Annotated in this window: 12 protein-coding genes; 8 read left to right on the top strand and 4 right to left on the bottom strand. The window is 60.4% G+C overall.

Features of this window, described 5'->3' with window-relative positions:
* Positions 1–4 precede the first annotated feature (4 nt).
* The 3 genes from GNP00_RS09990 to GNP00_RS09980 are packed head-to-tail and all read left to right on the top strand — an operon-like array spanning position 5 to position 2,970.
* Positions 5–820 (top strand): metal ABC transporter ATP-binding protein, encoded by an 816-nt coding sequence (locus GNP00_RS09990; protein ID WP_011582169.1) that lies wholly within the window; start codon positions 5–7, stop codon positions 818–820.
* Between the two features lie 4 nt (positions 821–824).
* Positions 825–2,054: a metal ABC transporter permease gene (locus GNP00_RS09985; protein ID WP_011582168.1), complete on the top strand. Its 1,230-nt coding sequence runs from the start codon at positions 825–827 to the stop codon at positions 2,052–2,054.
* Positions 2,044–2,970, top strand: a complete 927-nt coding sequence (locus GNP00_RS09980; protein WP_011582167.1) for a metal ABC transporter permease — start codon at positions 2,044–2,046, stop codon at positions 2,968–2,970. The genes GNP00_RS09985 and GNP00_RS09980 overlap by 11 nt, the downstream gene beginning before the upstream one ends.
* 94 nt (positions 2,971–3,064) lie before the next feature.
* Here the strand turns inward: GNP00_RS09980 and GNP00_RS09975 are convergent, their stop codons facing one another.
* The gene (locus GNP00_RS09975; RefSeq protein ID WP_011582166.1) at positions 3,065–5,269 is read right to left on the bottom strand and encodes a heavy metal translocating P-type ATPase; all 2,205 of its coding nucleotides are present in this window, start codon (positions 5,267–5,269) and stop codon (positions 3,065–3,067) included.
* Between the two features lie 68 nt (positions 5,270–5,337).
* Between GNP00_RS09975 and GNP00_RS09970 the strand changes: the two genes are divergently transcribed.
* Together GNP00_RS09970 and GNP00_RS09965 are read left to right on the top strand one after the other, a co-directional pair.
* On the top strand, positions 5,338–5,766 hold the full coding sequence (locus GNP00_RS09970) for a MerR family transcriptional regulator (protein ID WP_011582165.1): 429 nt from the start codon (positions 5,338–5,340) through the stop codon (positions 5,764–5,766).
* A gap of 632 nt (positions 5,767–6,398) precedes the next feature.
* Positions 6,399–7,217, top strand: coding sequence for a LysR substrate-binding domain-containing protein (locus tag GNP00_RS09965; protein ID WP_246259264.1), 819 nt, complete (start codon positions 6,399–6,401; stop codon positions 7,215–7,217).
* A 63-nt stretch (positions 7,218–7,280) separates the two neighbouring features.
* Here GNP00_RS09965 and GNP00_RS09960 read toward each other — a convergent pair whose 3' ends face one another.
* On the bottom strand, positions 7,281–8,300 hold the full coding sequence (locus GNP00_RS09960) for a LacI family DNA-binding transcriptional regulator (protein WP_049764801.1): 1,020 nt from the start codon (positions 8,298–8,300) through the stop codon (positions 7,281–7,283).
* 148 nt (positions 8,301–8,448) lie between these two features.
* On the bottom strand, positions 8,449–8,925 hold the full coding sequence (locus GNP00_RS09955; RefSeq protein WP_041544800.1) for a MarR family winged helix-turn-helix transcriptional regulator: 477 nt from the start codon (positions 8,923–8,925) through the stop codon (positions 8,449–8,451).
* 185 nt (positions 8,926–9,110) lie between these two features.
* On the opposite strand from GNP00_RS09955, the gene GNP00_RS09950 reads away from it, so the two are divergent.
* Positions 9,111–9,851, top strand: a complete 741-nt coding sequence (locus tag GNP00_RS09950; protein ID WP_011582161.1) for a creatininase family protein — start codon at positions 9,111–9,113, stop codon at positions 9,849–9,851.
* A gap of 2 nt (positions 9,852–9,853) precedes the next feature.
* Here the strand turns inward: GNP00_RS09950 and GNP00_RS09945 are convergent, their stop codons facing one another.
* Positions 9,854–10,555, bottom strand: a complete 702-nt coding sequence (locus tag GNP00_RS09945; RefSeq protein WP_011582160.1) for an intradiol ring-cleavage dioxygenase — start codon at positions 10,553–10,555, stop codon at positions 9,854–9,856.
* A gap of 176 nt (positions 10,556–10,731) precedes the next feature.
* On the opposite strand from GNP00_RS09945, the gene GNP00_RS09940 reads away from it, so the two are divergent.
* Together GNP00_RS09940 and GNP00_RS09935 are read left to right on the top strand one after the other, a co-directional pair.
* Complete coding sequence (locus GNP00_RS09940) at positions 10,732–11,796, top strand: CobW family GTP-binding protein (protein ID WP_011582159.1); 1,065 nt, start codon at positions 10,732–10,734, stop codon at positions 11,794–11,796.
* Position 11,797: 1 nt separating this feature from the next.
* Entirely contained in the window at positions 11,798–12,772 is a 975-nt protein-coding gene (locus GNP00_RS09935; RefSeq protein WP_011582158.1) for a WD40 repeat domain-containing protein, read from the top strand.
* The last annotated feature ends 10 nt before the right edge of the window (positions 12,773–12,782 follow it).

Here is a 12,782-nt window from a genome sequence, read left to right as displayed (position 1 = left end):
ACGAATGAACCGCGTGGCTTTCAAAGTCGAGAGAGATCAAGGCGCAACCGCCGCGTTCGTCGCGCCTGGCGAAAGCCCGCTTTCCATAAACGAGCTCACCGTTTCCTATGGCGAAAAGCCCGCGGTCTTCGCGGTGGACGCGACGGTCCCGCCGCAATCCATGACAGCCATTGTCGGGCCCAACGGGGCTGGCAAATCCACGCTGCTTAAGGCTGCCCTCGGGATTGTGCCACGCCTTTCAGGGCAGGTTCGCGTTTATGGCAAACCGCTGGCGCAGGTCATGAATCGCATTGCCTATGTGCCGCAGAGGGCTTCGGTCGACTGGGATTTCCCGACGCGTGTGATCGATGTCGTCCTGATGGGGCTCTATCGTGAGCTCGGCCTTCTTCGCTTTTTGCGCAGCCCGCATAAGGAAAAGGCGCTTGCGTGCCTAAACCGCGTCGGCATGGCCGATTTCGCTTATCGCCAGATCGGACAGCTTTCGGGAGGGCAGCAGCAGCGGGTGTTTCTCGCCCGCGCTCTGGCGCAAAGTGCCGATCTTTATCTTCTGGATGAACCCTTTGCAGGCGTGGATGCGGCGACGGAGAAGGCAATCATCGACGTGCTGAAGGCGCTGAAGGCAGAGCACAAGACCCTGGTTTGCGTCCATCATGACCTCTCGACGGTGACCCAGTATTTTGACCGAGTTCTTCTCATCAACACGCGCAAGATCGCCGAAGGACCCGTCGCTACCACATTCACGGAGGAAAACCTGCAAAAAACCTATGGTGGACGGCTCGCCACGGCTCATATCGAGCAGTTGAAGCTGCCTGCGGCGTAAGATCATGGTCAGCGCCTTCCTCGATGCATTGCTCCTTCAGGCGGGCTATAATGCTGCCCTCGTGGCGGTCGGTGCAGCGCTGCTGGGCATAGCGGCGGGCAGCGGCGGCACCTTTCTTTTTCTGCGCAAGCGCTCTTTGCTGAGCGACGCATTGGCGCATTCCACGCTGCCCGGGGTCGGCATCGCCTTCATCTTGATGGTGGCTCTTGGCGGGGAAGGCCGCAATCTTCTGGGTTTGCTTCTAGGCTCAACAGTTTCCGCAACGATAGGATTGCTTGCGGTGGACTGGATCACCAATCGAACCCGCCTTGCGGAAGATGCGGCCATCGGAGCCGTGCTTTCGGTTTTTTTCGGCTTCGGCGTGGTGCTCCTCACCGTCATACAAACCATGTCCAGTGGATATCAGGCAGGGCTGGAAGGTTTCCTGCTCGGCTCCACCGCCGGCATGCTGTTCGGCGATGCGATCGTAATCACGATTGGCGGTGCGCTTATTGTAACAGTTGTCTTGCTGTTGCGCCGGCCAATGACGCTTGTCGCCTTTGACCCGGAATTTGCCGCGGCATCCGGGGTCAATGTGCAGCGCGTGGACCTTGCGATGATGGGGCTGGTGATGGCCGTAACCATTGTCGGGCTAAAGCTCGTTGGCCTGGTTCTCATCGTGGCTCTGCTAATCATTCCGCCGGCAACCGCGCGGCTGTGGAGCAACAGGACAGAAAATGTGGTGCTTGGAGCTGGCCTCATCGGCGGCGTTTCAGGCTATATGGGGGCGGCGCTTTCGGCTTCGGCTCCAAACCTGCCCACCGGCCCCATCATCGTCCTTATGAGCTTTGCTCTTTTCGCCTTGTCGCTGCTCTTTGCTCCCGCGCGCGGCGTATTCGCAGCGCTCTTAAGCCGTCGCCGCTTCCGGAATCGCCTGCACCGGAGGCAGGGGTTGCTGGCACTTGCTCATGGCGGTTCCATCCAAGACAGGATGACCCGCGCGGTGCTGCGGCGCGAAGGTTTCATCCGTGGGGATGCCACCTTGACTGAAGCAGGCAAGGCCGCGGCCGCAAGGGTTCAACATGACGAGCGCCGTTGGGCGATGGCCCGCCAGCTTCACCAGCTCGACGGTTTTTCCGCTCGCTATGATAGCTTGAGGCCGATCGACTCCGTGCTCACCCGCGATCAGATTGCAGAGATCGATCGTCGGATGGGCGATCCGGCTTTCTTTGACAGGAGCGGCGATGGGAGCTGAATTCGTACAGCTTAGCCTTACCCCCCTTCTGATCGGTATTCTCGCCGCGATCGCCTGCGCGTTGCCCGGCAATTTTCTCATTTTGCGAAGGCAGGCACTCGTCGGCGATGCCATCAGCCATGTGGCCCTGCCGGGAATCGTTGTAGCTTTTCTTATCACGGGAACAGTGTCTACCTGGCCAATGCTGCTTGGGGCGGCGGGAGCGGCGGTTGTGGCGGTGGTCCTGATCGAAGGGATAAAGCGCATCGCACGGATCGAGCCCGGCGCCGCTATGGGCGTGGTCTTCACCTCGCTTTTCGCAGCCGGAGTGCTGCTCTTGGAACAGAGCGATACCAGCGGGGTTCATCTGGATGTGGAGCACGCCCTTTACGGAAACCTGGAAAGCCTCGTCTGGTTCAGTGCGGAAGGCTGGAACTCACTCGTCGACCCGGTCGCCCTTGCCGACCTGCCGCCCGAGCTTGTGCGCATGGCTTCCGTTGCGTTCGTCATCTCGCTCCTTCTTGCAATTTTCTGGCGGCCCTTGAAGCTTTCGACCTTCGATGAAGGCTTCGCGAATGTCATCGGCATACCGACCCGGGTCTTCAGCTTCGGCCTCGTGATCTGCGCCGCAGTGGCGGCGGTCGCCGCTTTCGACGCTGTGGGCTCAATCATTGTGATCGCTATGTTTATATGCCCTCCGGCAACGGCTCGGCTGATGACGAACCGGCTTGAAATCCAGGTTCTCTGGAGCGTTTTGTTCGCAGTCCTGTCGGCCGTGCTCGGTTATGTTCTGGCAGGATACGGGCCGATGTGGCTGGGGGGCGAAAATGCGGTCAGCGCCGCCGGTATGATCGCCACCATATCCGGCGTTATTCTGGGCATAGCCTGTCTTATCGCTCCACACCGCAAGCGGGTCGGCACGCCAAAGGGTCTGTAATTTGGATCTGCGCATCGTGTTTTCCGATGCTGAACCTGTTGAGCGTATCTCGGCACGTCGAACGATCTAGACTTTTGATTTTACCAACTCCGGTTCAAGGGCCGGTGTCCTTTTTCCCGGGAACGCGCTCAGCGCGAGGCTTCCATCCAAGCAGGCGCATTGCATTGGCCGTTACCAGCACGGTTGCCCCCGTGTCTGCAAGGATCGCGGGCCATAGCCCCGTCACGCCGGTTATGGTCGTTACGAAGAAGAGCACCTTCAGCCCGATGGCGACCGTGATGTTTTGCCGGATATTGGCCATCGTGCGCCTGGAAAGTTCGACCATTGCCGCAATATCGCTCACGCGGCCATGCAGGACGGCAGCATCGGCCGTCTCAAGCGCTACGTCCGTGCCGCCGCCCATGGCAATGCCGATATCGGCGGCTGCGAGTGCCGGGGCGTCGTTGATGCCGTCCCCCACTTTGCCGACCTTCAGGCCCTTTGCCCGGAGATCTTGCACAATGCGGCTTTTGTCGGCCGGCAAGAGCTCCGCATGGGTCTCGATGTCGAGCATTTGCGCGACGGCCTTCGCCGTGCGGCGATTGTCGCCCGTTAGCATGAGTGTGCGAATCCCGTCCGCCTTCAACCGGGCAAGAGCGGATCGGGCATCGCCGCGCGGTTCATCGCGCATGGCGATCGCACCGACAGCGCGTCCCTCCGCCAGGAGCACGGAAACCGCTTTGCCCTCGTCGCTGAGCGCCTCGATTGTCCGTTGTTGCTCTATCGAAAGAGCCTTTCTTGCCTCATTCGGGGAGCCAAACAGAAGCTTCCGGCCTTCCACGATACCGGTCGCGCCCCTGCCGCCCAGTGCCGCGGTGCCGATGGCTTCCGGTATCTCGACGCCTTTTTGCGCTGCGTATCCGAGGATTGCAGCCCCCAGTGGGTGATTGGAGCCGCGCTCTAGGGCGGCTGCGAGGCGCAGCACCTCCCGCTGGCCGCCTTCAAAGGCAATGACATCTGTCACTTTGGGCTTGCCCTCGGTAAGCGTGCCGGTCTTGTCAAAGGCGATTGCCTGCAGCCGGCCCGCCCCTTCCAACACGGCGCCGCCTTTCATCAGCAGACCCCGGCGAGCGCCGGATGAGAGGCCCGCCGCGATGGCCGCCGGAGTGGAGATGACCAGCGCGCACGGGCAGCCGATGAGAAGAATGGCAAGGCCCTTATAGATCCATTCCGGCCAGGGCGCCCCCGCAACGAGCGGCGGCAGACAGGCAACGAGCGCGGCGAGCACCATGACGGCGGGCGTGTAGTAGCGGGAAAAGCGGTTGATGAATCGCTCCGTCGGCGCCTTCTTCTCCTGGGCTTCCTCCACCAGTCTGATGACACGGGCAATCGTGTTGTCCTGTGACGCGGCGGTGACACGCACGCGCAGTGTCGCCTCCCCGTTGATCGTGCCGGCAAAGACAGATTCTCCGGCTTTCTTCGCGCTTGGAATGCTTTCCCCTGTCACCGGCGCTTCATCGACGCTGCTTTCCCCTGACAGGATCGCACCGTCGGCGGCGATCCTGTCTCCGGGACGAACCAGGATGATATCGCCGGGCTCGAGGCTGTCGGCGGGAACTTCCTCCAACTGACCGTTTCTCTCCACCCGAGCGATCTTCGGCAGGAGATCCGTGAGCCCGCGTATGCTCGCGCGTGACCGGTCGGCAGCCGCGCCTTCCAAGGATTCGCCGAGGAGAAAAAGGAAGACAACTGCCGCGGCCTCCTCGACAGCTCCGATGAAGACGGCGCCGATAGCGGCGATGGTCATAAGCGTTTCGATGGAAAACGGTGTTCCCGTTATCGCTCCGGCGAGGGACCGGCGGGCGATGGGTACCAATCCCACAAGCATGGCAATACCGTATAACCAGTCTCCGTACCGAGGTTCCAAGGCGGCCACGGCGTAGGCGACCAGGACGGCGAAGCCTGAGGCCAGCGTCAGCAGTAGAGCAGGGCGACGCCACCATCTTTCATGCGGAGCAGGCGCGATAGCAGACTTGCCATCGAATAGTTTACCGCTACGCCCATTTTGATCGCCGTTGACTGCATCGTCGTTCCCGGCTCGCGGTTCGATGCGATAGCCGAGGCGCGTTACCTGCCTCGTGATCTGATGCTCCAAGTGAACGCCGCCGGCGTGCTGCACGGTCAAGGAGCCACTCATCACCGAAATGGAAATATTCTCTACACCGGGTACTCGCCGCACCGCAGCCTCGACTTTCTGCGCACAGCCCGCGCAATCCATGCCGATGACATGGAAGCGGCTATTGCCTGCGGTTTCGGCCATGAACGTCTCCTTGATCTCGCTTCAGTCCAGGCTTACTTCCTCTAGTGACTATAGGAGCAAGAGAAAAAATGAGCGCACGCGATATCTCGATCGGTGAGGCTGCCCGGCAGAGCGGCGTCAAAGTGCCCACAATCCGGTTTTACGAGCAGATCGGGCTTCTGCCGGAACCCCCGCGTAGTAAGGGCAACCGAAGGCAATATGACGAAAGAGATCTCAGCCGGCTTGCCTTCATCCGCCATGCGCGCGAACTGGGTTTCGAGGTCGCCGATATTCGGGAGCTTCTGACACTGACGGAGCGCCCCCAGAGCTCTTGCCATGAGGCCGATAGCATAGCCGTAAGGCATCTAAGGGAGACGGAAGAGAGGATAGCCAAGCTGCAGTCGCTCCGGCGCGAACTGAAACGCATGGTCGAGGAGTGTGGACACGGCAAGGTATGCGAGTGCCGCGTCATACAGGTGCTTGCCGACCACAACAGGTGCCAAGGCGACGCTCACTAAGTGCGTATGCAGACGTGCCGCATAAGAAGGGGACGTTGCATAAACGCAACGGTTTGGCCTGCTCTCAAGTTGCCTAGGCAGCCGCCATGTTAATAAACTGTCTCATCGTGCCATTTTATCAATAATTTCAATCATATACCGCGACATAAATTTTTTTGTTGTTAATTGGTAGTCAGTGCGCTCGTTTAGGTTGTAATTGCACAACCCATGCGTTAATTATCCCTAATGAGGCGGTGGATTAGGGGCGTAGTACAGCCATGTACAATTAAACGTTGTTTCTAGCACGCCGTAATCCGGGTTCTGGTACATCCAGTGGTTGAATATATTCGACTGGCAGGCAGACGCTCTTTATGCGGGTGCCGGCGGATTGTTACGGACGTTTAGTTCGGCGGGTTCCAAAGAAAATGCGGGTTGTATCTGCTCCAGGGCTGCCGATGCCTGGGCCAGAGGTCGTCTGTACGCGGGGAAGGAGAGCGTAAGTCCATAGGAAACAGGCAACGCGAAGGTGAAGCCTTCGTCAATTTATGGAAAGGGCGCGGGAAATGAATGTAAATAAGCAGGAAGGACTGTCATTTGCGACATTGCGGGCAGCGGAAGCAGTCATAGAAACCAAGAGCCTTACCGGCGCAGCGATGAAGCTCGGTATCAGTCAGCCTGCCATCAGCATGCATCTCGGCCGCCTGGAGCGGGCGATCGGCACATCACTCATCAAAAAGGTCGGCAACAAGATCATCGTCAAGGAAGAAATCTCGCGGTTGATCCGTCAAATGCTCGATCTTGAACGGCGGCTCAAGACGGTCGGCTATGAGAAGAACATCTCGAAGCTTAAAGTTGGCATCTGCACCTATTGTGCGCCACTGCTTGTTGAACGGGCCGGTTCACTGGGTAAGCTCAAGGAAACACTTACCTGGCGTATAGCCGACAGCCGCCGCCTGGAGGAAATGTACGAGCAAGGCGAATTGGATGCCGTGTTCCGTGCGCTCTATCCCTCCGAGATCGCGCCTGACCTTACAACCGAGTTTACGTTGAAATGGATTGGCGAAAAACACCTTCTCGACTTTATGAAGCATGACAGCCAAGGCTTGCCGGTCGTGCTCGCCTCGCCTAATTCGCCGCTGGGCGCCGTGGCGCGCGAATGGCTACGCCGGCATGAGGTGACCTATGATGTGGTGGGTGAAGTCGATGATATCATGACAGCCATCCGCCTCGTCTCCAGCGGTTTGGCCCTGTCGCCTTTGCCCGTCCACATGCAAGACAGTCTGGCGGACAGCTTCAGTGATTGCGTACAGATTCTCCCTGGGCATGTGGACGCCCGTTACGGCATGTTCTTCGACGAGCGGCGCTTCAGCCTGCGCGCGGCGCTGGATATTTTCGAACTTTTGAAAAGCGAACTCACGCGTACGATGCGGCCGGTAGAGGGGTCTCGGCCGGCGCTGGTGCATCAGATCTAATCGGATCGAACCGACTCAGGCAACACGATCCGAAAGAACCCGCCGTGTTCGATCACGGCGGGTTCACATCTCTTTGGGCTTCGATGTCGATTGCCGGATGCGCAGTTCGGGCTTTATCAGTTCCTGCACTGGATCCACCTCGGCGCCGTTCAACCGATCCAGCAGCACCCGAGCCGCCCGACGCCCCACTTCCCGCTGACCGTTCCATACCGTCGTCAGCGCGGGGGTGGCTATTGCCGCCTCTTCAAGGTCGTCATAACCGGTGACCGAGATATCGACGCCGGGAACAAAGCCTGCCCGGGCAATACCGTTCATCAGCCCTATGGCTACCAGATCGTTCCAGCACACGGCGGCCGTCGCCTTGTCCTTGAGCGCCAGAAAGGCGCCTGTCAGCTCGAAACCGGCCTGCTTCGTCCGAGGGCCCGGAAAGCGCCATTCTGGACGCACCTCCAGCCCCGCTTTTTGCATGGCAGCCACATAACCCTGATATCGATCGCGACCCGTGGATGTCTGGTCGGTGCCGCCGACCATCGCAATCCGGGTGTGGCCAAGCGAAATCAGATGGTTCGTGGCCAGCCCGATGCCGTAGGCGTCGTGGCCTCTGAAAACGGGCACGCATGCACCTTCCACGGTTCTGGCTATCAGAACGGTGGGAAGCCCGTTGTCCTCTGCCGTCCTGATATCCTCCGGCGGCGTGCCGATCGCGGGGGACATGATGACGCCATCAGCCCCAAGTTGCAGAAGAGTGTCGACGAAGGTTCGCTGCTTTTCCAGCTGATCGTAGTGGTTCGAGAGCAGAAATGTCTGCCGCGAGCGGTCGAGCTCGCTTTCGATTGAGCGCAGAATCTCGGCGTAAAACGGGTTCATGATATCGTGGACGACGACGCCAATGATACCCGAGCGGGATGTCCGCAGGCTTGCCGCCCGCCGGTTGTATATGTAGCCGATCGTACGCGCGTGCTCTTTGATACGCTGGCGCGTTGATTCGGCAACGAGTGGGCTGTCACGCAGCGCCAATGACACGGTCGCGGTTGAGACGCCCAATGCATCGGCAATCGTGGAAAGCTTGATTTTCTGCGCCAGCGCTCCCCTCCATGGCGACCTTGCCCAGCCGGATAGCCTTAGATCGAGTAGGCTGGGGCTTACCCCATTCTACGTACTGAGTTCAAAGCTTTTTTGCCAGACCTTCCGTTCGCTGTGGGGCAGGGCGCGCTGGAGCGCTCCGGTTTGATCAGGCCTCCTCTTCGAGTTCCTCTTCCTCCTCCACCAGCACCGGACCTTTGCGGGAGAGATTTGCCTCGATGCGGGCAAGCAGCTTGACAAGAGCCTTCTGCTCTTTCTTGTCGAGGCTCTTGAGGGCTTGCTTTTCCGTCTTGCGGACCGAGCGCTCGATGGCCCGGATTGCCTCCGTTCCGTTTCCGGTCAAGTAGATATGGGCGCGGCGGGCGTCGGTTTCGGATGCACGCTTCTCTACGAAGCCCTGGGCCGCGAGGCGGTTAATCGTTTTGGTAATCGTGGGCGGCCGCACACCTAGCCGCTCGGCAAGCTGGCTGGGGGTGAGCCCGTTCTCCAGATGGAGCGCCAGCATGATCTTGTCCTGTCCTGCATAGAGCCCTTGGTCCAGAAGCCGCTCGGCCAATGCAGTGCGTGACAGGCGGGCTGCCGATTGCAGCCTCCCTATAACCGAACCTCTGGAATTCCTCGTCATCCGTTTGTTTCCTGCATCCCGCATTTAATGCAGTCCCTACGCCATAAAAGATAGTTCGGCCGGCAGCGCTGGCAATGGTGAGCCGGCTTGCCGCTGGGGGCACCGCAGGCTAATTTCATCTCGCCGGCTATGTTTCTAAGCCTAATGCCAAACCGGCATTTCAATCGTGTGACAGTGGAGATGCCGTGGCGCCTCGCGAGAAGATTGCCATCCTGCCTCTCGGCGCAACGGAGCAGCATGGACCTCATCTGCCGCCCGAGACGGATTGGATCATTGCGGAAGCGATCGCCGATCGCATCAAGATGCGGGTCGGCGGCGCAATGCATCTCGATATTCTGCCCGTCGAGAAAACCGGCTACTCGATCGAGCATTCCGACGATCCGCGGACAAGATCGCTCGGTTTTCCCGAAGCAATTGAGCGCTGGATCGGCATCGGCGAGGATCTTTGCCGAAAGGGCACCTATAAATTCGTCATGCTGAATGCCCATGGCGGGAATTCGCCTCTTATGACCATCGTTGCGACAGAGCTTCGCGCCCGTCACGGCATGCTTGCGGTGGCGACGAGCTGGACGCGCTTCGGGACACCGCCGGGCCTGGTAAGCGATGTGGAGAAGGCGCTGGGCATCCATGGCGGCTTCATCGAGACGTCCGTGATGCTGGCGCTGCGGCCAGACCTCGTGAAGATGGAAGAGGCCAAGGATTTTTCTTCCGAGCAGGCGCGGTTCCAGCGGGAGTTCACCTATCTGAGAGCCTACGGCCCGCACGCCTTCGGCTGGATGATGCGCGACCTTTCGGCGGAAGGCGTGGTCGGCAACGCCGCCGCGGCAAGCGCCGAAGCCGGCGAAACGCTGCTGGAACACGCGGTTTCGGGCTTTGCCGAACTGCTCGCGGACGTCGACCGCTTCGAACTCAAAACGTTCAGATAGCGCTAACCCGCCACCGCGATAACGAGTGCCGCCTCCGCCGTCCCGCCAGTCCGCTCGGTCTCGGCCAGGGCGGACGAGCCGGCGCGCCGGGCAATGCCGTCGCGGTCGTTGAAGGTCGCGCCTTGGAGCGCGCGGCTGTTATAAGGGGCGATGTCCGTGTAAACCGAGCGGCTGAAATCGTCGGGGAAGAACATCTGCCCTGTCAGCACGCTGCGCTCGTTCGGAAACGCCTTGAAGTGGATGTGAGGCGTGCGCCCGGGATACCAGCCGGGATAGATGGTTGAGAAGGTGGCTATCCCCTGCTCATCGGCGAACTGCGTGCCGCGCAGGAAGCTTTCGCCCGTCGTGTCGCGGCCGCCGGGCTGTCGCGGATAGCCGGAGTAGGCACCCTCGGCATCGCAATGCCATATATCCACGCGTGCGCCGGGTATGGGCGCACAGGAGGCGTCTACCACCTGCAGCCGCACCCGCAGGGGAAGGCCGGGCGCTCCTTCTGTGATATCCGCCCGCTCAAGCTTCGGATCGAAGTAGAATGGACCTTCCGTCGTCTCGGGCGTGATGGAGCAGACGCCCGCGCCGGTGATGAGCGGCTGGGCGGCGGCTGCCGCCTTTGTCTTGCTGAAGAGTTCGGCCGTAAGGAACGTGCCCCCTCCGGCGGTCACCGCCAGAAGGGCGAAGGCTTTTCGTCGGGTGATCGTCGTCATTTATAGCCTCCATCGAACGAAGCGTTCAATCCTCTTCACAAAGATAGCCGCTGCATGCCCCGGTGACGAATGAACTCTTGGTAAGGTTGTAAGGCTGGGCCAACTCCGCTCGTGCAAATCGGGCCGCGGCGTCTTATATGGACGGCAACGATCATCATTTGCCCGCGAGGGGATCCATGTCCGAACAAAATTCGCAAATCCCGGTCACGGTGCTGACCGGCTATCTCGGCTCCGGCAAGACCACGCTTCTCAACCGCATCCTGGCGGAAGACCACGGCAAGCGCTATGCCGTGATCGTCAACGAGTTCGGGGAAATCGGCATCGACAACGATCTCATCGTCGAATCCGACGAGGAAATCTATGAAATGAACAATGGCTGCGTCTGCTGCACCGTGCGCGGGGATCTCGTGCGCGTCGTCGAAGGGCTTACCCGGCGCCCCGGCCGGTTCGACGCCATTATCGTCGAGACCACTGGGCTCGCTGACCCGGCGCCGGTGGCGCAGACCTTTTTCATGGACGACGATGTACGCGCCAAGACCAAGCTTGACGCGGTCGTGGCGCTGGTCGACGCCAAGCACCTGCCGCTAAGGCTCAAGGATTCCCGAGAGGCGGCGGACCAGATCGCGTTTGCCGACGTGGTGGTGCTCAACAAGACGGACCTCGTTTCGCCCGAGGAGCTTGCCACGGTGGAAGCGGCTGTGCGGCAGATCAACCCCAGTGCGCGTATCCACAAAACGGAGCGCGCGGGCGTGGCGCTTTCGGACGTGCTCGATCGGGGCGCTTTCGACCTGCAGCGTGCGCTGGATAACGATCCGCATTTCCTCGATCATGACGATCCCGATCACGTTTGCGGACCGGATTGCGATCACGATCATCACCACCATCACCATGATCACGATCATGACCATCATCATCATGCCCATGGCGGGCTTTCGCCTATCCATGATGTCGGCGTAACCTCCATCTCGCTGCGCGCGGGCGAAATGGATCCGAAGAAATTCTTTCCATGGATTCAGAAGACAACCCAGATGGACGGGCCGAACATTCTGAGGCTCAAGGGCATTATCGCGCTCAAGGACGATCCGGATCGGTATGTGGTGCAGGGGGTGCACATGATTGTCGAGGGCGACCATCAGCGCGCGTGGAAGGAAGGGGAGAAGCGCGAAAGCCGTCTCGTGTTCATCGGCCGCGACCTGGAGACCGAGCGCCTCAAGCGCACATTCGAGGCTTGCCAGGCCTGATATGCCGACAGTCGCGCCGCTTGATCTTGAAGGCCATTGCATCGCTATAGCCTGGCTCAACAATATTCCTCACTTCGCGCTGGCCGATGGTGTCGTGCACCGGTTGGACGACGGAAATAAGTCGGCCGAGCTGCATGACGGGCTGCTTTGTGCGGTTCCGACGCCTGACGGCCGGCGGTTGCTAACCGGCGGCGAGGACGGGAAGGTCTTCGCGCTCTCCTTTGATGGTTCGGTGGAGCTGTTGGCCGAGATCGGTCGCAAATGGGTTACGAGCGTTGCTGCCGGGCCGCAGGGGGCGATCGCTTTTGCAAGCGGCAGAGTGGCCCATGTGCGTTTTGCAGATGGCAAAATTCGCGAGCTGCAGCATCCTCGCAGCGTGGAAGGGCTCTCTTTTGCGCCCAAGGGCATGCGGCTTGGTGTTGCCCGCTACAACGGCGCCACACTGCATTTCCCCGCCACCGAGGGCAAGCCGGCTGAACTGGAGTGGGCGGGCGCCCATACCGGCATCACGTTTTCGCCGGACGGCAACTTTCTCGTCACCACCATGCAGGAGAACGCTCTGCATGGCTGGAAGCTCGTCGATGGCAAGCACATGCGGATGACGGGCTATCCCGGCAAGGTGAAGAGTTTTTCGTGGAGCGTGAAAGGGCGCTGGCTTGCCACCTCCGGCGCACCGGCGGCGATCGTCTGGCCCTTCCAGGGCAAGGATGGGCCGATGGGAAAAGCGCCGCTCGAACTGGGGACGCGCGGCAATGTGACGGTCACGCAAGTCTGCTGCCACCCGGTGGAGGAGATCGTGGCGATCGGCTATTCCGACGGCATGATCCTTGCCGCTCGCTTTGCCGATGCGAAGGAGGTGCTGCTGCGCAGGCCAGGTAAGGGCGCGATCACCGCCATGGGTTGGGATATGGAAGGGCGCCGCCTTGCTTTCGGCACGGAAGCCGGCGATTGCGGTGTGGTGGATATTTCGGCCTGAACCGGCATTT

The sequence above is a fragment of the Chelativorans multitrophicus genome (assembly GCF_011317445.1).
GTDB classification, from domain to species: Bacteria; Pseudomonadota; Alphaproteobacteria; order Rhizobiales; family Rhizobiaceae; genus Chelativorans; species Chelativorans multitrophicus.
Note: the sequence above shows the minus strand (reverse complement) of the source record. Positions and strands in the feature narration are given on the sequence as shown.